This window comes from Mesorhizobium sp. M2A.F.Ca.ET.043.05.1.1 (assembly GCF_003952445.1).
GTDB lineage: Bacteria > Pseudomonadota > Alphaproteobacteria > Rhizobiales > Rhizobiaceae > Mesorhizobium.
This window is the reverse complement of the sequence record NZ_CP034446.1, coordinates 1,358,224-1,377,176: the sequence shown is the minus strand read 5'-3', so window position 1 is coordinate 1,377,176 and position 18,953 is coordinate 1,358,224. Positions and strand designations below refer to the sequence as shown.

Sequence of the window (18,953 nt, the reverse complement as noted above, 5' to 3'; positions counted from 1 at the left end):
CCGGCGTTTTCCCTATCTGGTGGGGGTGTATCGCGCGAAAGCTTGCGATAAGAGGAGACTCGAAGAACCTCCCCTCTCCCACGGACAAAAATCGCCGCTCATGACCATTTCCAATTCCGTGCCGATCACCCCCGAGCTCGTCGCCGCGCACGGGCTGAAGCCCGATGAATACCAGCGCATCCTGGATCTGGTTGGCCGCGAGCCAAGTTTCACCGAGCTCGGCATCTTCTCGGCGATGTGGAACGAGCACTGCTCCTACAAGTCCTCGAAGAAATGGCTGCGCACGCTGCCGACCAGCGGTCCGCAGGTCATCCAGGGTCCAGGCGAGAATGCCGGCGTGGTGGATATCGGCGACGGCGATTGCGTCGTCTTCAAGATGGAGAGCCACAACCACCCCTCCTACATCGAACCCTATCAGGGCGCGGCCACCGGCGTCGGCGGCATCCTGCGCGACGTCTTCACCATGGGCGCGCGGCCGGTCGCGGCGATGAACGCGCTGCGCTTCGGCGCGCCTGACCATCCCAAGACCCGGCATCTCGTCGCCGGCGTGGTTTCCGGCGTCGGCGGCTACGGCAATTCCTTCGGCGTGCCGACGGTCGGCGGCGAGGTCAACTTCGACGCCCGCTACAACGGCAACATCCTGGTCAACGCCTTCGCGGCGGGCCTTGCCAAGACCAACGCCATCTTTCTGTCGCAGGCCAAGGGTGTCGGCCTGCCGGTCGTCTATCTCGGCGCCAAGACCGGACGCGACGGCGTCGGCGGCGCCACCATGGCCTCGGCCGAATTCGACGACAAGATCGAGGAGAAGCGCCCGACCGTGCAGGTCGGCGATCCCTTCACCGAAAAATGCCTGCTGGAAGCCTGCCTCGAGCTGATGGCATCGGGCGCTGTCATCGCCATCCAGGACATGGGCGCGGCCGGCCTCACCTGCTCGGCCGTCGAAATGGGCGCCAAGGGCGACCTCGGCATCGAGCTCGACCTCGACAAGGTGCCGGTGCGCGAGGAACGCATGAGCGCCTATGAGATGATGCTGTCGGAAAGCCAGGAGCGCATGCTGATGGTGCTGCGCCCCGAAAAGGAAGAGGAAGCCGAGGCGATCTTCCGCAAATGGGGGCTCGACTTCGCCATCGTCGGCAAGACCACCGACGACCTGCGCTTCCGCGTCATCCACCAGGGCGACGAGGTCGCGAACCTGCCGATCAAGGAATTGGGCGACCAGGCGCCGGAATATGACCGCCCCTGGGTCGAGGCGAAGAAGCCGGCGCCGTTGGCGGCCAACGATGCGCCCAAGGCCGATGTCGCCGACGCGTTGCTGAAGATGCTCGGCGGTCCCGATCTCTCCTCGCGGCGCTGGGTGTGGGAACAATACGACACGCTAATCCAGGGCAACTCGCTCCAGCTTCCGGGCGGCGACGCCGGCGTGGTGCGCGTCGAGGGCCATCCGACCAAGGCCCTCGCCTTCTCCTCCGACGTCACGCCCCGCTACTGCGAGGCCGACCCGTACGAAGGCGGCAAGCAGGCGGTCGCCGAATGCTGGCGCAACCTGACCGCCACCGGTGCGCTGCCGCTCGCCGCCACCGACAACCTCAATTTCGGCAATCCGGAGCGGCCCGAGATCATGGGACAGTTCGTCGGCGCAGTTAAAGGCATCGGCGATGCCTGCCGCGCGCTCGCTTTCCCGATCGTCTCCGGCAATGTCTCGCTCTACAACGAAACCAATGGCCGCGGCATCCTGCCGACGCCGACCATCGGCGGCGTCGGGCTGATCGCCGATTGGTCGAAGATGGCGCGCATCGGCTTTGCCGCCGAGGGCCAGATGATCGTGCTGGTCGGCGCGCCGTCGAGCTGGGGCAGCCATCTCGGCCAGTCCGTCTATATGCGCGACATCCATGGCCGCGCCGACGGTCCGCCGCCGCCGGTCGATCTCGCGCGCGAAAGGCGCGTCGGCGACCATGTGCGCTCGCTGATCGCATCCGGCATCGTCACCGCCTCGCACGACGTCTCGGACGGCGGCTTGGCGATAGCGCTGGCCGAAATGGCGATGGCCTCCGGCATTGGCGCCGCCATTCCGGGGCTCACCGGCACCGATCCGATCCCGGTCTGGTTCGGCGAGGACCAGGGCCGCTACCTGCTGACGCTGTCGCTCGATCCGCAAAGCGGCGAATGGGACAGTATCCGCGAGGAGCAGAGCAAGCTCGGCATCTTCGCGCCCTGGATCGGCACCACCGGCGGGCGTGACTTGAAACTGGGTGACGCACGGCCGGTCCCGGTGAGCGAGCTGAAGGCCGCCCATGAAGGCTGGTTCCCGCGCTTCATGGACCAGGCGAATTGACCAGGCTGACCGCCAGGGCGCTGATCGCAGTTGTCTTCTGGCCTTCGCTGTTCTTCTTCTGGTTCCTCGGCCCGTTCGTTTTCTTGTTGCTGTCGACCACCTCGAGCGAGGTGTGCGCACGGCTGGAAACCCGCGCCGAGTTCCTGGCGGCGGCCAACGGTGCGCTGCCAATGCTCGTCTTGCAGACCCTGATCTACGCGGTTCCGATCGTCTGCCTGGTGCTGTGGGACAGGCTCGCGCCAGAGCCGGCGCGGACACAGCATATCGCGACCTGCATCAAGCTCTTCATCATTGCCGCGATCACCGGAGCGACTTGGGACTATGGCTCGTCCCTGGTCTGCGACGGCTATGGCCAATCCTTCTTCTCGTCCGCCTGGCGAATGACGAGTTATCTTCCGATCGTCGGCCTGCTGATCAACATCCCGCTTTATATACTCACCTTCAGCCTTGGCCGGGCCTTCTCGACCCGCGATGACATCACCGAAGACGGCGTGATCCATTCGAAGCAGAACAATTCTTAGGCCGCTGTCGCGGACGGAACGGCTTCAATCCGGGCCGGAAAGGTTTTAGGCTCGCGAGTCAGATCATACCGGTGCTGCCTAGCTGCTCGCCGCACGAGACAGGATTTTGCCATGGCAATGGATGCCCACGACATCGAAAAACTGATCAAGGAAGGCATTCCGGACGCAAAGGTGACGATCCGTGATCTCGCCGGCGACGGCGACCATTACGCGGCCGAGGTCGTTGCCGAAAGCTTCCGGGGCAAGAGCCGGGTCCAGCAGCACCAGATGGTCTATGACGCGCTGAAGGGCAATATGGGCGGCGTGCTGCACGCGCTGGCGCTGCAGACCAGCGTCCCGGACTGAACGCAGCACCCTCTCAGGCTTGGCACAAAATCGCGTTAATCCCTTGCGCCATTCAAGTAGCGTCGCGGCTAACGTCTTGTTTCAGCCACCCTATGGGTTTATTTGAAGGACATGCTTCGAGCCTGACTCCCACAGGCATGAAAGGATTGTCCATGACCGGCATCAGCGACTACATCGACAATGAAGTGAAGAGCAACGACGTCGTGCTCTTCATGAAGGGCACCCCGGGCTTCCCGCAATGCGGTTTCTCCGGCCAGGTGGTGCAGATCCTCGACTACATCGGGGCCGACTACAAAGGCGTGAACGTGCTCGACTCTGCCGAACTGCGCCAAGGCATCAAGGACTATTCCAACTGGCCCACCATCCCGCAGCTCTATGTGAAGGGTGAATTCGTCGGCGGTTGCGACATCGTGCGTGAAATGTTCCAGGCCGGCGAGTTGCAGGACTTCCTGGTCGAAAAGGGCGTCAGCGTCAAAGGCGCGGCCTGATTCAATCTTGCTCGCCGGCGGAGGCTAACTCTTCGGCCGGCAAGCATCGCCCGGGGCTGCCCCCACCTCGGCAATCATGAACCCGGATCGCGGGGATGAGACGAACCAGCGCGCCGGCCAGCCGGCGCTTGTTCGTTGAAAGATCGGACTTTGCCGTGGACAAGCAGGTAGAAGCGTCGCAACGGGCAAGCAGCTTGCCCATTCCGCGCTGGGAATTCATTGCGCTTTGCGCAGCGCTGATGGCGCTCAACTCCCTGGCCATAGACATCATGCTACCGGCGCTGCAGCAGATCGGCGCCTCGCTTGGCGTCGAGAGCGAGAACCACCGCCAATATGTCATCACCGCCTATATGCTCGGCTTTGGCGGCGGACAGCTTTTGTTCGGGCCCATTTCGGATCGCTTTGGACGCCGCGCGCCGCTGGTCTTTGGCTTGGTGGTCTATGTCGTGGCTGCGGCTGCCGCCGCCATAGCGCCCAGTTTCGCCTTGCTGCTGACCTGGCGTCTCATCCAGGGCATCGGCGCGGCTGCGACCCGCGTCATCGCCGTCTCGATCGTGCGCGACACGTTCGAAGGCCGGCTAATGGCCGAAGTGATGTCGCTGATCTTCATGGTGTTCATGGCCATCCCCGTCATCGCTCCAAGCATCGGCCAGTTCGTCATGCTGTTCGCCACCTGGCACTGGATTTTCGTGACCATGGCCATCGGCGCGCTGATCGTTTCGACCTGGGCTCTGCTGCGCCTGCCGGAGACGCTGCATGCGGAATATCGCCGGCCGCTCACGGTAAGCTCGGTCGTCGGCGGCTTCCGCATCGTGCTCACCAACCGGCTCACGCTTTGCTATGCCTTCGCTAGCACCTTCATCTTCGCCGCCATGTTCGGCTTCATCAGCTCGGCGCAACAGATCTACATCGACATCTTCCACGTCGGCGAATTATTCCCGCTGATCTTTGCCGGTGTCGCCGCCGTGCTTGCCTTTTCCAATTATCTCAATTCGCGGCTGGTCGGACAGATCGGCATGCGCCGTCTGTCGCAAGGCGCGCTGCTCATCTTTCTGTGCATCAGCCTTGCCTGGCTGGTCGTTTCGTTGGAGATGCAGATGCCGCTCTGGCTCTTCATCACCTTCTTTGCCGGCGCGATGCTGCCTTTCGGCGGTCTTGGCGCGAATTTCAACGCTCTCGCCATGGAGCCGCTCGGCGAGCTTGCCGGCACGGCGGCATCCATCCTTGGCTTCATGCAGACTTTTCTCGGTGCCCTGATCGGCGCGGCTATCGGCCAGGCGTACAACGGCACGGTCACGCCCCTGGCCGCGGGCTTCTGCAGCGTCTCGGTCGCGGCCTTGCTGATGATCCTGATCGCCGAGCGGGGCAGGATGTTCCAGCCCCACAATCCCCCTGTTTCGGGGCACGTCACCGATCTGCATTAGGTTGTCGTCTGGCTGACGATTGCCGGCCGGGGCGCGGTTTATGCCTATTCGGCCCAGAGCTCGCGGCGCAACTCGTCCCAGCTTTGCTTGTCCGGTGCGACCAGCAGGCCGCCGTCGACATGCGACGGCAGATAGGCGCTGCCGTCGACGCGCGCGACATGGCCGCCGGCTTCCTGATGGATCAGCGCGCCGGCGAGATGATCCCAGGGCATCAGCTTGTTGTAGAGCACGAAATGGGCGTGACCGCTGGCAAGCAGCCGGTATTCATGCGCCGCGCAGCGATAGGCGAATTGCGACAGCGTCTTGGTCTGGTTGCGGGCGAGCCGCGAGCGCTCAGGCTCTTCGAGGAACTGCCAGGAAACGGCGCCGGTCATCTGCGACATCGGCACCGGCGCCGCGACGCGGACCTTCTCCAGCGCGCCATGCGCGTGGCGGATATGGCTGCCCGCGCCCTTGGCGCCGATCAGCCAATCCTTGCCGACCGGATCGTGGATGATGCCGGCGACGGTCTCGCCATTGACGACGACGCCGGCCATGACGCCGAACAGCGGCACACCGGAGGCGAAGTTGAAAGTGCCGTCGACCGGATCGATGACGAAGGCAAGCGCGGCATCGCCAAGGCCCGACAGCAGCGCCGGATTGTCGGAGCAGGCCTCCTCGCCAACCACCATAGCGTCTGGATAGCGCTCGCGCAGCCGGCCGGTGATCAGCCTCTCGGCGTTGACGTCCGCCTCGGTGACGAGGTCGGCAGCGGACGTCTTCTGGCGCACGTCGCCCTCGCCCAGCTTGCGGAAGCGCGGCATAATTTCCGCCCTGGCGGCCTCCGCGAGAAGTTCGGCCAGCCAGTCGATCGCGCGGTCGTCAAATGTCATCGGAAATGTCTTGCCCTGTGGTGAGGCGCGCATCGAGCGCGGCGAAGTCGAACAGCTTCCTGTCCAGGAGATGCGAGGGCCTTACATTGGTCATGGCGCGGATCATCGTGTCCTTGCGGCCCGGCATGCGCTTCTCGATGTCGTCGAGCATCGCCTTCATGGCGTTGCGCTGCAGCCCTTCCTGGCTGCCGCAGAGGTCGCAGGGAATGATGGGGAATTTCATGGCGTTGGCGAATTTTTCGAGGTCGGCCTCGGCGCTATAGGCGAGCGGCCGCAGCACCATGACGTCGCCCTCGTCATTGAGAAGCTTGGGCGGCATGGCGGCGAGACGCCCGCCATGGAACAGGTTCATGAAGAAGGTCTCGAGGATGTCCTCGCGGTGATGGCCGAGCACCAGCGCCGAACACCCCTCCTCGCGCGCGATGCGATAGAGATGGCCGCGCCGCAGCCGCGAACAGAGCGAGCAATAGGTGCTGCCCTGCGGCAGCTTGTCGGTCACCACCGAATACGTGTCCTGGTATTCGATGCGGTGCGCGATGCCATTGGCGTTGAGATAATCGGGCAGGATGTGTTTTGGGAAATTCGGCTGGCCCTGATCGAGATTGCAGGCAAGCAGATCGACCGGCAGCAAACCGCGCCATTTGAGGTCGAGCAAAAGCGCCAGCAGGCCGTAGGAATCTTTGCCGCCCGAGAGCGCGACCAGCCAGCGTTCGCCCGGCTTCACCATGGCGAAATCCTCGATCGCCTGGCGGGTGAGCCTCAACAGCCGCTTGCGAAGCTTGCTGAATTCGACCGAGGACGGCACGTCGCGGAACAGTGGGTGGAAACCGCCATCGGTCTCGTCGTCGATCGGCTCCAGGGATTTGAGGTCTGGCAGCATGTTCATGGCGCCGGCTCCGCGTTGTCAGCGCTCCGCTTAGCGGACCTGATCGCCAAAGAAAAGGCCGCCTCGAGGGCGGCCTTGGATGTTGCGGCTGATTGATGTCGATCAGCGCGAGTAGAATTCGACGACCAGGTTCGGTTCCATCTGCACGGCGAACGGTACGTCCGACAGCCCCGGAACGCGTGCGAAGGTCGCGGTCATCTTGTTGTGGTCGGCTTCGATATAGTCCGGCACGTCGCGCTCGGCGAGAGCGACCGATTCCAGAACGATCACGAGCTGCTTCGACTTCTCGCGCACCTCGATGACGTCGCCCGGCTTGCAGCGATACGAACCGATGTTCGTGCGCTTGCCGTTGACGTTGACGTGGCCATGGTTGACGAACTGACGGGCGGCGAAGATGGTCGGCACGAACTTGGCGCGATAGACGATCGCGTCGAGGCGCGACTCCAGCAGGCCGATCAGGTTCTCGGAGGTGTCGCCCTTGCGGCGGTTGGCCTCTTCATAGACCTTGCGGAACTGCTTTTCCGAAACGTCGCCATAGTGACCCTTCAGCTTCTGCTTGGCGCGCAGCTGCAGGCCGAAGTCGGAAAGCTTGCCCTTGCGGCGCTGGCCATGCTGGCCGGGGCCGTATTCACGCTTGTTGACCGGGGACTTCGGGCGGCCCCAGATGTTTTCGCCGAGACGGCGGTCGATCTTGTATTTCGCGGATTCGCGCTTGCTCATCGCATTCCCTTTCAAAACAATATACCCGGAACCCCATGGCTCCGGGCGAAGGAAACGCGCCCTCCTCTGGCCTCCGTTTTCGAGACCTGACAGAGTTTCCCACGCAAAGCGACGGCAAACCCACGGGACACGTCAAAAGAAACCACTGGGCGTCGCCACCCGGTGTTGGGGGGCCTGTTAAACACAGATTTAACCGCTGTCAAGCTTGCGGCTGGCGACGCCGACGGCAACTCGATATCATCCCTGCGTTGCATGCGGCGTTGGCCGTGGCGGAAAGTTGCACGCCGGCGGCATAGGGCGGCGTCTTCGGATCCAAACGCCCAGCAAATGATGAAGGGACTGGAGCAGAGGAGTGCGAATTCCCATGAAGAAATTCTTCCTTACCCTGACCGGAGCCGCCGTCTTGGCCGGTTCGATGGCGGTCATGACGCCAGAACCGGCCATGGCCAGGCATTGGCACGGCCACAAGCAGGTGTGCCGCGTGGTGGTGAAGAAAAGAGTCGTCTGGCGCCACGGCCACCGCCATGTCGTGCGCTATAAGACGAAATACTGCTGGTGGCGCCGCTAGCCTTCTTTCGGCAAGACCTCAACGGAAGCCCGCGGCCAACACCGCGGGCTTTTCATCCGATCGCGATCTATGACTTCTTGCTGGGCAGGCCCTTGCGCTTGGTCTCGGCGAACTCTTCGAGCTGCTTCTCGCTCATCGACTCATACATCTCGCGCGACGCGCCTTTGAGCTCGCTCTTCTTGGTCTCACCACGCTTGGCGGAAAGCGCTGCGCCGGCTGCCTTTTGCTGGGCTTGCGATGTGGCAGGCATGGTCGTTTCTCCAATGCTTGAGAGCAATTCCAGGAAAGGTGTGAAACGGTTTCCGTCAGGAACTGCGTCAATCAGATAGAGCAGAAACGCCGCGCCTCGGCGCCAGTTCCGGCGTCCGCATCGTCAATCCCCGGAAGCCCGATCTTCGCTGGCAGACTTCCCGCGTCCGGGACGCCAGTGTAGGACAACGGCATGAAATCGCTGACCGATCCCTCACAGGCACTCTCCACCGGCCTCGCGAAGATCCGCACCGAGTTCCACGTGCCGGATGAATTTCCGCCGGAGGTGATGGCTGCGGCGGAAGCGGCGGCCAGGCGTGTGCCCAGCCAGCATGCCGACCGCACCGCAATGCCTTTCGTCACGCTCGATCCGGCGAGTTCCACTGATCTTGATCAGGCCTTTTCGATTGAGGCGAGCGGCGGCGATCTCCTCTTGCATTATGCCATCGCCGACGTGGCCTGGTTCGTCGAGGACGGCGACGCGATTGATCTCGAAGCCTGGAACCGAGGCGAGACGCTTTATTTGCCGGACGGCAAGGCCGGGCTCTACCCGCCGGTGCTTGCCGAGGCCGCGGCGAGCCTGTTGCCCCATGGACCCCGCCCGGCGGTCATCTTCACGGTTCGGGTTGCCGGGGACGGCGCGGTGAAGCTGGACGGCGCGGAGCGGGCGATCATCCAAAGCCGCGCCAAGCTCGCCTATGACAGCGTCAAGGCTTCAGATGTTCCGGCCGGCTTCGCGGAACTGGCGCGGCGTATGGCGGCAAACGAAGAGCGTCGCGGTGCTTCGCGCGTCGATCCGCCCGAGCAGGAGGTGGAAAGGCTCGCCGACGGCACGTTCCGGCTTTCGTTCAGGCCGCTGCTGCAATCCGAACAGGACAATGCAGCACTTTCGCTGGCCGCCAATATGGCGATCGCCGACGCCATGCTGGCGCACAAGACCGGGCTGTTCCGGGTGATGTCGGGGCCTGATGCCTCCAAGGTGCAAAGGCTGCGCAGCGCGGCGCAGGCGCTCGGCCTGTCCTGGCCGGCCTCCACCAGCCTGCGCGACTATCAGCGCACGCTCGATCCGGCCGATCCGCAACAGGCGGCGCTGATGCTGGAAATCCGCCGAGCGGGCAACGGCGCGTCCTACCAGCCCTATCAGCAGGGCGTCGTCCCCTGGCATGAGGCGATGGCCGCAACTTATGCGCATGCCACGGCCCCGCTCAGGCGGCTTGCCGACCGCTACGTCGTGCGCTGCGCGCTGGCAATCGCCAACGGTCAGCCCGTGCCGCAGGCGGTCAGCGACGCCTTCGCCAGGTTGCCGAAGGTGATGGGGCGCGGCGATGCCCGAGCCTCGCAGATCAACCATGCGGCCATCGACCTTGCCGAGGCGGTGATGCTCAAAGGACACGAGGGTGAGACGTTCAAGGCCGTCGTCACCGACTTCGTCGATCATGGCGTGCGCGCGCAGCTTGCCGACATGCCTGTCGTCGCCAACGTGAAAGCCTCCGGGCTCAGGCAGGGCGACGATCTCACGGTGAAACTGGTCTCGGCCGATCCGGATCAACGCAGCATCCTCTTCGAGACTGCCGGCTAGAGCGCGGTCAGTCCAAATCCTTGGATCAGGCGTCGCGTGGCGAAATCCGCCTTGCCTGAGGTGAAGACGGCGAGATCGGGCTCGCTCTCACCCGATGTCTCGCCAACAGGGTCGAGCAGCGACATGGCGCGCCGGGCAATCGCTTCGGCCGGATCGATCCAGTCGACCGGCCAGGGCGCGGTCTTGCGCATGCGGTTGATGAGAAACGGATAATGCGTGCAGGCGAGCACCACGATATCGGTGCGGTTGCCCTCGCGCTCGATGAAACAAGGCGCGATTTCGGCGCGCACGGCTTCTTCATCGACAAAGCCTTGGCGCATATAGATTTCGGCCAACCCCGCCAGCCGGTCGCTACCGACCAGGCGCACATGGCATTTCTGCGCCCATTTGCTGATCAGGTCGCGCGTGTATTGGCGTTTCACCGTGCCGGGTGTCGCCAGCACGGAGACGAGGCCGGATCGCGTGCGCTCGGCCGCCGGCTTGATTGCCGGCACGGTGCCGACAAACGGATGTCCGGGGAATTTGTCGCGCAGCGCGTCGATCACCAGCGTCGACGCGGTGTTGCAGGCTATGACCGAAATCGCCGGCTGCAGCCGGTCGAGCAATTTGCCGAACAGCGTAAGGATGTGTTCCTTGAGAGCCGGCTCTTCCCAGGCGCCATAAGGAAAAGCCGCGTCGTCGGCGACATAGACGAAGCGGCGGTCGGGCATCAGCACGCGCGCCTCGCGCAGCACCGTCAGACCGCCGACGCCGGAATCGAACATCAGGATCGGGCGCTGGCTTGATCGATCGCTCATTGTCATCCGGTCATAGAGCAATTCCAGGAAAAGTGTGAAACGGTTTTCCGTCCGGAATTGCGTCAAAACAAAGAGAGGCGGCAGGTCCGTGATTGGACCGCAGGCACTTCTATCGCGAATGATCTTGGTCTTGAAGAGGCGAATGCGAGCAGCTTTTGCGCAGCTGTCTCGCAGGCTCGCTCATATGCCGCGCTTGCCGAAGCCGGCGGGGCGCGGCCGGCCGAAGGGCTGCGGCGCGGGCGGCACGCGGGGAGTTGCAGCGGCAGCCGCGGCGCGTGGAGCGGCCGGCGCAGCGGTGCGCGCAGTGCGAGCCGATGCCGGCAGCGGACCGTCGAAGTCGAAAACATCCGTCAGCTCGTCGATGTTGCTTCCTGCGACGGGCTTCGCCCAGAGAATTGTGCACCAAAGGCCGAATATCGAAAGCCCAAGCAGGTTCAGCCCGCCCGGGATGCTCTCGGGATCGTCGAATTTGACGACCAGCAGCACGCCCGCCTGCAGAAGAGCATAGACGGCGGAAAGGGCGACATAGGCCCACAGGATCCAGCGGCGTCCATTGGCGTCGCGGGTGCGGCGCGAGGCGATGTTGCCGCGCAGCGCGACAAAGATAAGCGAGGCGATCAGGACGGCGCCCGCCATGCCCTGCCGCGCCGGGCCAGGTGCCGAATTGATCAGTCCTTCGAAACCGATCGTGCCGACAATGCAGACAACGATCACCACGGCTTCGGCAACAGCAAGACCGAGAGAGTAAAGGAAAAAGCGCAGCCGGCCAATATTGGACGTAAACATGTGCCACCCCCACTATTGCAGCAAGGATGAGGCATAACCGAATAAAAATCGGTTACTTCAAATGCTCATAGCTTACGGATTTTAACTTTCTTCGTCTTTGGCGCGACTTCGCGCAGCCGCCGGCAGCCGCCTCGGATCATCCCCAGGCGAGCCATCGCCGCGCGGCATGGCCGGCGAGAACCGGTCGAGCGAGGAGATGATGCCGCGCAGAACCTTCAGCTCCGGCTCGGCAAAGCCCGCGCGCGTCAATACGGCGCGCAGATTGTCGACCATCTTCGGCTTCTTTTCTTCCGGGCGGAAGTAGCCTCGCGCCTCCAGCGCGTTCTCCAGATAGGCGAACAGGCTGTGCAGCTGCTCCTTGGTCGCCGGCACCAGCTCCGGCCCGGAGAAATTGGTCTCAATCTCGTCGGCAAGGCCGGACTTCATCCATTCATAGGACATCAAAAGCACCGCTTGCGCGATGTTGAGCGAGGAGAACCCCGGATCGACCGGAAAAGTGACAATCTCGTCGGCAAGCCCGACCTCGTCATTATAGAGGCCGAAGCGCTCGCGCCCGAACAGAATGCCGGTGCGCTGGCCCGCCTCGACGCGTGCCCTCAGCGCCCTGCCCGCTTCCACCGGCCCACGCACAGGCTTGAAGCCGTCGCGCTCGCGCGCCGTCGTGGCGAAGACGAAGTTCAGGTCGGCAACGGCCGACGCCAGATCGTCGAAGACCCGGGTGGCGTCGATGACATGATCGGCACGACTGGCGGCCGCGCGCGCCTTCTCGCTCGGCCAGCCATCGCGCGGGTTGACAAGGCGCAGTTCCGACAAGCCGAAATTCGCCATGGCGCGGGCGACCATGCCGATGTTCTCGCCGAGCTGCGGCTCGACCAGGATGATCGCCGGTCCGGCGGAGGCGGTCTTGGCTGTATCTTCGGTGGCTGGCATGGCTGTGGGTAACCGGGGTTTGCGGCGTTTCGGCGTCCCCTGCCACATCTCGTCCGGAAAATGAAGCATTCACAACAGCGGCACACGTCCATCCCGGCGCGGATCGTGGTTTGCGCGCTGAAAAAGCCTTTGATATACGCTCCGCATCCCCGGCCGAAACCATGCGGGCAAGGCCGTCCAGTTCCCCCAGCAACGAGGCACTCTTTCCATGGCGAAGATCAAGGTGGCGAACCCGGTCGTCGAACTCGACGGCGACGAGATGACCCGCATCATCTGGCAGTTCATCAAGGACAAGCTGATCCACCCCTATCTCGACCTGAAGCTTGAATACTACGATCTCGGCATCGAGCACCGCGACGCCACCAACGACCAGGTGACGATCGACTCGGCCAACGCCATCAAGAAATGGGGCGTCGGCGTGAAATGCGCGACGATCACCCCGGACGAGGCGCGCGTCGAGGAGTTCAAGCTGAAGAAGATGTGGAAGTCGCCCAACGGCACCATCCGCAACATCCTTGGCGGCACCATCTTCCGCGAGCCGATCATCATGAAGAACGTGCCGCGCCTGGTGCCGGGCTGGACCAAGCCTATCGTCGTCGGTCGTCACGCCTTCGGCGACCAGTATCGCGCCACCGACTTCCGCTTCCCCGGCAAGGGCAAGCTGACGATCAAGTTCGTCGGCGAGGACGGCCAGGTGATCGAGCACGAGGTCTATGACGCGCCGGGCGCCGGCGTGGCCATGGCCATGTACAATCTCGACGAGTCGATCCGCGAGTTCGCCCGCGCCTCGCTGAACTACGGCCTGCTGCGCAACTTCCCGGTCTACCTGTCGACCAAGAACACCATCCTCAAGGCCTATGACGGCCGCTTCAAGGATATCTTCCAGGAGGTCTATGAGAAGGAATTCGAGGCCGAGTTCAAGGCAAGGAAACTCTGGTACGAGCACCGCCTGATCGACGACATGGTCGCTTCGAGCCTGAAATGGTCCGGCGGCTATGTCTGGGCGTGCAAGAACTATGACGGCGACGTGCAGTCCGACACCGTCGCGCAAGGTTTTGGCTCACTCGGCCTGATGACCTCGGTGCTGATGACCCCCGATGGCAAGACGGTGGAAGCCGAAGCCGCGCACGGCACCGTGACCCGCCACTACCGCCAGCATCAGAAGGGCGAGGAAACCTCGACCAATTCGATCGCCTCGATCTTCGCCTGGACGCGCGGCCTCGCCCACCGCGCCAAGCTCGACGACAATGCCGAGCTGAAGCGCTTCGCCGAGACGCTGGAGAAGGTCTGCATCCAGACCGTCGAAAGCGGCTTCATGACCAAGGACCTGTCGCTGCTGATCGGCCCCGACCAGCCCTGGCTCTCTACCACCGGCTTCCTCGACAAGATCGACGAGAATTTGCAGAAGGCAATGGGGTGAGGAGTGGTGCGCGAAGCGCATGAAAAGCCCCAAAATGGGCTTTTCAAGCGACGAACGCCCGGAGCCATAGCGCAGGGCCGGGCCGTGTGACAAAGTCCCTTAGTGTCGAAGGCTCCGAAAGGAGCCTTCGTTTTTTTGTGGGTTAAGCAAAAAGAGCGGAAGCGATGGCCAAGCCGATCCTCTATGGCGCCGACTACAGCGTTTATGTGCGCATCGCGCGGATGACGTTGGAGGAGAAAGGCATCGGCTACGAGCTGGTGCCGCTCGACATCTTCGCCGCCGACGGCATTTCCGCCTGGTATCTGGAACATCACCCGTTCGGCCGCATCCCGGCCTTCGAGCATGACGGCTTTCGCCTGTTCGAGACCGGCGCAATTGCGCGCTATGTCGACGAAGCCTTCGAGGGTCCGGCCCTTCAGCCTACTGATCCGCGCCTTCGAGCGCGGATGAACCAGATCATCGGCATGCTCGATGCCTATGGCTACCGCGCCATGGTCTGGGATGTGGCGGTCGAGCGGCTGGAGAAAACGCCGCCGGATGAGGCGCTGATCGCCGCCGGGCTCCGCCAGGCCGAGACCGTGCTCAAGGTCCTGACATCGCTGAAGGCAAAAGGACCCTGGTTGCTTGGCGAGCAACTGACGCTGGCCGACCTGCACGCGGCGCCGATCATCGCCTATTTCCTGAAGGTCGAGGAAGGGCGCAGCCTGTTGGCGCGGTTTGCGGAAATCCGAGATTGGTTTGCGCGCGTGGCTGATGGTGCGAGCTTTGTGCGGACTGAAAAGGTCGCTTAAAGCGCGTCGCCCTTTAAAGGATTCGGGATTCCCAGAGTGACGGTTTGATGATTCATTGCGGTGGAAGGGAGAACCGTGATGGGCAAGCCGTTACCGATGGCGTTGCGTAAGCGTGTTGCGGCGTTTGTGGATGAGGGCAACAGCAACCGTGAGGCGTCGCGTCATTTTAGGGTTTCGCCGAAGTTCGTGAACGATCTGATGAAGCTGCGCGCCGAGAGAGGTACGCTTGAGCCGCGCCGGCAAGGCCACGGCCCTGGCGGCGGCAAGCTGGCCGCTCATGCCGACTTCGTGCGCCAGCGGATGGCCGAGAATGGCGATCTGACGCTCGACGAACTGTGCGTGGAGCTGGACGGGCGCGGCATCACGGTGCACCGGTCGAACGTGGCCCGTCTGCTTCACCGGCTGGGCCTCAGTCACAAAAAAAGACACTCCGGGCGAGCGAGCACCAGCGTCCCGACATCCGGCAGGCGCGCGAGCATTGGATCGGGCGGCGCAAACCGTTCTTCGACAAGGCCTTGACGCGCCTCGTCTTCATTGACGAGACCTCGACCAACACACGGCTGACCAAGCGAACCGGCTGGGCGCCCAAGAGCCAACGTTATCGAACATCCGCGCCGTTCGGCGGCTGGAAGACGCAGACCTTCATCGCCGGCTTGAGATGCCATGCCATGATCGCGCCTTGGATCATCGATGCGCCGATGAACAAGGCGCGTTTTGAACTCTATGTCGAAACCCAGCTTGCACCCGAACTCAAACCGGGCGACGTCGTCATCCTCGACAATGTCGCCTTCCACAAGAGCGAGCGGGCGGCCGAGCTGGTGCGCCAGCGCGGTGCCTGGCTGCTGCCGCTGCCGGCCTACTCGCCGGACCTCAACCCAATCGAAATGGCCTTCTCGAAACTCAAGGCGCTGCTCAGAAAGAAGGCCGCGCGATCCTTCGACGACTTATGCAACGCGCTCAAGGACATATGCGACCTGTTCGACCCGCTACAGTGCAGAAACTTCTTCAAAGCTGCCGGATATGAGGCAAATTAAACGCGACGTGCTTTTAGGCCGAGTGAATTTCCTCAACGTCGGCATCGCCCCTCATTGCCCTGCCGGGCATTTCTCCCCGTAAACGGGGAGAAAGAAGCGGTTGCAACGCCGGCGCCTTTCCTGCACCTGCTGACCTTTGGCGAAAGCCGCGATAGCAGCGCCTTCTCCCCGTTCAACGGGGAGAAGATGGCGGCAGCCAGATGAGGGGCAGCGCTGACCTCGCAGAACTAGGAACCGGCCTACGCTAAGCCAACCATCTTAAGCCGCCTCCAGCGCGGCCTTCACCGCCGCAATCGCGTCATTGGCCTTGGACGCATCTGGACCGCCGGCCTGCGCCATGTCGGGACGGCCGCCGCCGCCCTGCCCGCCAAGCGCTGCGGACGCGACGCGGACGAGATCGACGGCGCTGAAGCGGCCGGTCAGGTCGTCGGTGACGCCAACGACCACGCTTGCCTTGTTGTCCTCGCCGGCGCCGACAAAGACGACCACGCCCGAGCCGAGCGTCTTCTTGCCGGCATCGGCCAGTGGCTTCAGGTCCTTCGGCGCCACGCCGCTGACCGCCTTACCAAGGAAACCGACGCCGGCGACCGTCTCGTTGGCAGCCGGGGCATCGGCAACGGCCGAGCCGCCGCCCAGCGCCAGCTTCTTGCGCGCTTCGGTCAGCTCCTTTTCGAGCTTCTTGCGCTCCTCGAGCAGTGTCTCGACGCGCGCCGGCACATCGGCCGGCGAGATCTTCAGCGTCGCCGCGGCGGCCTTCAGGCGCTTGTCCTGTTCGTCGAGATGCCTGCGTGCCGCCTCGCCGGTCAGCGCCTCGATGCGGCGCACGCCGGCCGCCACAGCACTGTCCGAGAGAATGCGAACCAGGCCGATATCGCCGGTCGAGCGGACATGCGTGCCGCCGCAAAGCTCGACCGAATAGGGACGATTGGCCTTGGCGCCGTGCAGGCCGGTGCCCATCGACACGACGCGCACCTCGTCGCCATACTTCTCGCCGAACAGCGCCATCGCGCCCTCGGCGATGGCGTCATCGACCGACATCAGCCGCGTCGTCACCGGGCTGTTCTGCACGACGATCTCGTTCGCCATGCGCTCTACCTCCTCGAGCTCATCGGCCGAGATCGGCTTGTTGTGCGAGATGTCGAAGCGCAGGCGATCGGGCGCGACCAGCGAGCCCTTCTGCGCGACATGGGTCCCCAGCACCTCGCGCAGTGCCTCATGGATGAGATGCGTCGCCGAATGGTTGGCGCGCAGCTTCGAGCGGCGGGCATGGTCGACCTTGAGCTCGACGGCGGCACCGATCTTCACCGTGCCTTTGACCACTTTGCCCAGATGCACGAACAGACCGTCGGCCTTCTTCTGGGTATCGGAAACCTCGATCGAGAAGCCCTCGCCGGAGATCACGCCGGCGTCGCCCATCTGGCCGCCGGATTCGCCATAGAACGGCGTCTGGTTGACGACCACGGCGACCGCGTCGCCCTGGGAGGCGCTGTCGATCGTCTTGCCGTCCTTGACCAGCGCCTGGACGATGCCTTCTGCGGCTTCAGTCTCGTAGCCGAGGAATTCGGTGGCACCCGTCTTTTCGCGCACCGAGAACCACACAGTCTCGGTCGCGGCTTCGCCCGAGCCCGCCCAATGCGCGCGCGCCTCGGCCTTCTGCCGCTCCATCGCGTCGGTGAAGCCGGCGATATCGACCGAGATGCTGCGCTGGCGCAGCGCATCCTGCGTCAGGTCGAGCGGAAAGCCGTAGGTGTCGTAGAGTTTGAAGGCCGTCTCGCCGTCCAGCATGTCGCCAGCCTTGAGGGACTCGGTCGCGTCCGAAAGCAGGCCGAGGCCGCGCACCAGCGTCTTGCGGAAACGTGTTTCCTCGAGCTTCAGTGTCTCGGTGATCAGCGCCTCGCCGCGCACCAGCTCGGGATAGGCCTGGCCCATCTCACGCACCAGCGCCGGCACCAGCTGCCACATCAGCGGTTCCTTGGCGCCGAGCAACTGCGCATGGCGCATGGCGCGACGCATGATGCGGCGCAGCACATAGCCGCGCCCTTCGTTGGAGGGCAGCACGCCGTCCGCCACCAGGAAAGAGGACGAGCGCAGGTGATCGGCGATCACGCGATATGACGCCACATTCTCCTGGTTCGGCCCCTGGCCGAGCGCCGAGGACGCGGCATCGATCAGATGCTTGAACAGGTCGGTCTCGAAGACGCTTTCGACGCCTTGCAGGATGGAGGCCATGCGCTCCAGCCCCATGCCGGTGTCGATCGAGGGACGCGGCAGGTCGATGCGCTCTTCCTTCGTCACCTGCTCATACTGCATGAACACCAGGTTCCAGAATTCCAGGAATCGGTCGCCGTCCTCTTCCGGGCTGCCGGGCGGGCCGCCCCAGATATGCTCGCCGCGGTCGATGAAGATCTCCGAGCAGGGACCGCACGGGCCGGTGTCGCCCATCGCCCAGAAATTGTCGGAAGTCGGAATGCGGATAATGCGATCGTCCGAGAAGCCGGCGATCTTCTTCCAGTAAGCTGCCGCCTCCTCGTCGGTGTGATAGACGGTGACGAGCAACTTGTCCTTCTTCAGGCCGAAACCCTTGGTGATCAGGTTCCAGGCAAGCTCGATCGCGCGCTCCTTGAAGTAGTCGCCGAACGAGAAATTGCCGAGCATCTCGAAGAAGGTGAGATGGCGCGCGGTATAACCGACATTGTCGAGGTCATTGTGCTTGCCGCCGGCGCGCACGCTCTTCTGCGCGGTCGCGGCGCGCGAATAGGAGCGCTTCTCCAGGCCGGTGAAAACGTTCTTGAACTGCACCATGCCGGCGTTGGTGAACATCAGCGTCGGGTCATTGCGCGGCACCAGCGGGCTGGAGGCGACGATCTCGTGGCCCTCCTTGCGGAAGTAGTCGAGGAATGTCGACCGGATGTCGTTCACGCCACTCATTGCACACTGCCTTTTTCGCAAGAACCACCGGCCCGGCCGGCGGCAAATGGGCTTTGGTATTTCAGAAGATAGATGGGCCTTTTAGCGATAGCTCTTGAGCCTGTCCAGAAACACGGAGTTGGGCCAATCGGCAAGCGGGCAGCGGCTCAAAACCGCCCGCGAAACGCAAAACCGCCGGCGCGAAGGCCGGCGGTTCGGGTACGCAGTACTCAAGAACGCGATTACATAAGCATAACCAAATAAACCAGGATTGTGGCCGAACTCCGGCTAAGCCGACGAACTG

General features: G+C 63.5%; 19 protein-coding genes. 11 read left to right on the top strand and 8 right to left on the bottom strand.

What is annotated here, in order from left to right:
• Positions 1-100: 100 nt before the first annotated feature.
• From purL to EJ069_RS06500, 5 genes are all read left to right on the top strand, one after another.
• Positions 101-2,332, top strand: coding sequence for a phosphoribosylformylglycinamidine synthase subunit PurL (gene purL / locus EJ069_RS06520; RefSeq protein WP_126060598.1), 2,232 nt, complete (start codon positions 101-103; stop codon positions 2,330-2,332).
• Positions 2,329-2,853, top strand: a complete 525-nt coding sequence (locus EJ069_RS06515; protein ID WP_126060597.1) for a hypothetical protein — start codon at positions 2,329-2,331, stop codon at positions 2,851-2,853. The genes purL and EJ069_RS06515 overlap by 4 nt, the downstream gene beginning before the upstream one ends.
• 111 nt (positions 2,854-2,964) lie before the next feature.
• Positions 2,965-3,198, top strand: coding sequence for a BolA family transcriptional regulator (locus EJ069_RS06510; protein WP_006206026.1), 234 nt, complete (start codon positions 2,965-2,967; stop codon positions 3,196-3,198).
• 152 nt (positions 3,199-3,350) lie between these two features.
• Positions 3,351-3,686 (top strand): Grx4 family monothiol glutaredoxin, encoded by a 336-nt coding sequence (gene grxD / locus EJ069_RS06505; protein ID WP_040981263.1) that lies wholly within the window; start codon positions 3,351-3,353, stop codon positions 3,684-3,686.
• Between the two features lie 155 nt (positions 3,687-3,841).
• Positions 3,842-5,110, top strand: coding sequence for a multidrug effflux MFS transporter (locus tag EJ069_RS06500; RefSeq protein WP_126060596.1), 1,269 nt, complete (start codon positions 3,842-3,844; stop codon positions 5,108-5,110).
• A gap of 44 nt (positions 5,111-5,154) precedes the next feature.
• On the opposite strand, the gene EJ069_RS06495 is transcribed toward EJ069_RS06500, so the two are convergent.
• The 3 genes from EJ069_RS06495 to rpsD all read right to left on the bottom strand — a co-directional run bounded on the left by EJ069_RS06495 (position 5,155) and on the right by rpsD (position 7,588).
• Positions 5,155-5,982 carry an inositol monophosphatase family protein gene (locus EJ069_RS06495; RefSeq protein ID WP_126060595.1) on the bottom strand — a complete coding sequence of 276 codons (828 nt, stop codon included), beginning with the start codon at positions 5,980-5,982 and terminating at the stop codon, positions 5,155-5,157.
• The gene (ttcA, locus tag EJ069_RS06490; protein ID WP_126060594.1) at positions 5,972-6,868 is read right to left on the bottom strand and encodes a tRNA 2-thiocytidine(32) synthetase TtcA; all 897 of its coding nucleotides are present in this window, start codon (positions 6,866-6,868) and stop codon (positions 5,972-5,974) included. The genes EJ069_RS06495 and ttcA overlap by 11 nt, the downstream gene beginning before the upstream one ends.
• A 102-nt stretch (positions 6,869-6,970) precedes the next feature.
• Positions 6,971-7,588 carry a 30S ribosomal protein S4 gene (rpsD, locus tag EJ069_RS06485; protein WP_040981269.1) on the bottom strand — a complete coding sequence of 206 codons (618 nt, stop codon included), beginning with the start codon at positions 7,586-7,588 and terminating at the stop codon, positions 6,971-6,973.
• Positions 7,589-7,952: 364 nt separating this feature from the next.
• On the opposite strand from rpsD, the gene EJ069_RS06480 reads away from it, so the two are divergent.
• Complete coding sequence (locus EJ069_RS06480) at positions 7,953-8,156, top strand: hypothetical protein (RefSeq protein WP_126060593.1); 204 nt, start codon at positions 7,953-7,955, stop codon at positions 8,154-8,156.
• Between the two features lie 67 nt (positions 8,157-8,223).
• Here EJ069_RS06480 and EJ069_RS06475 read toward each other — a convergent pair whose 3' ends face one another.
• A complete protein-coding gene (locus EJ069_RS06475) occupies positions 8,224-8,406 on the bottom strand; it encodes a DUF3008 family protein (RefSeq protein ID WP_126060592.1) in 183 nt (60 codons plus the stop codon).
• Positions 8,407-8,598: 192 nt separating this feature from the next.
• Between EJ069_RS06475 and EJ069_RS06470 the strand changes: the two genes are divergently transcribed.
• The gene (locus EJ069_RS06470) at positions 8,599-9,984 is read left to right on the top strand and encodes an RNB domain-containing ribonuclease (RefSeq protein WP_126060591.1); all 1,386 of its coding nucleotides are present in this window, start codon (positions 8,599-8,601) and stop codon (positions 9,982-9,984) included.
• On the opposite strand, the gene murI is transcribed toward EJ069_RS06470, so the two are convergent.
• From murI to EJ069_RS06455, 3 genes are all read right to left on the bottom strand, one after another.
• Positions 9,981-10,781, bottom strand: coding sequence for a glutamate racemase (murI, locus tag EJ069_RS06465; protein WP_126060590.1), 801 nt, complete (start codon positions 10,779-10,781; stop codon positions 9,981-9,983). The genes EJ069_RS06470 and murI overlap by 4 nt on opposite strands.
• 180 nt (positions 10,782-10,961) lie before the next feature.
• Complete coding sequence (locus tag EJ069_RS06460) at positions 10,962-11,567, bottom strand: hypothetical protein (protein ID WP_126060589.1); 606 nt, start codon at positions 11,565-11,567, stop codon at positions 10,962-10,964.
• 81 nt (positions 11,568-11,648) lie between these two features.
• The gene (locus EJ069_RS06455; protein ID WP_126060588.1) at positions 11,649-12,497 is read right to left on the bottom strand and encodes an RNA methyltransferase; all 849 of its coding nucleotides are present in this window, start codon (positions 12,495-12,497) and stop codon (positions 11,649-11,651) included.
• 208 nt (positions 12,498-12,705) lie between these two features.
• On the opposite strand from EJ069_RS06455, the gene EJ069_RS06450 reads away from it, so the two are divergent.
• From EJ069_RS06450 to EJ069_RS33145, 4 genes are all read left to right on the top strand, one after another.
• Entirely contained in the window at positions 12,706-13,917 is a 1,212-nt protein-coding gene (locus EJ069_RS06450; protein WP_112127719.1) for an NADP-dependent isocitrate dehydrogenase, read from the top strand.
• Positions 13,918-14,081: 164 nt separating this feature from the next.
• On the top strand, positions 14,082-14,708 hold the full coding sequence (locus EJ069_RS06445; protein ID WP_126060587.1) for a glutathione S-transferase family protein: 627 nt from the start codon (positions 14,082-14,084) through the stop codon (positions 14,706-14,708).
• 78 nt (positions 14,709-14,786) lie between these two features.
• Complete coding sequence (locus EJ069_RS33150; RefSeq protein ID WP_245456268.1) at positions 14,787-15,227, top strand: transposase; 441 nt, start codon at positions 14,787-14,789, stop codon at positions 15,225-15,227.
• Positions 15,167-15,742 (top strand): IS630 family transposase, encoded by a 576-nt coding sequence (locus tag EJ069_RS33145; protein ID WP_245456627.1) that lies wholly within the window; start codon positions 15,167-15,169, stop codon positions 15,740-15,742. The genes EJ069_RS33150 and EJ069_RS33145 overlap by 61 nt, the downstream gene beginning before the upstream one ends.
• Positions 15,743-16,000: 258 nt before the next feature.
• Here EJ069_RS33145 and alaS read toward each other — a convergent pair whose 3' ends face one another.
• Positions 16,001-18,670, bottom strand: a complete 2,670-nt coding sequence (alaS, locus tag EJ069_RS06435) for an alanine--tRNA ligase (RefSeq protein WP_126060586.1) — start codon at positions 18,668-18,670, stop codon at positions 16,001-16,003.
• Between the last annotated feature and the right edge of the window lie 283 nt (positions 18,671-18,953).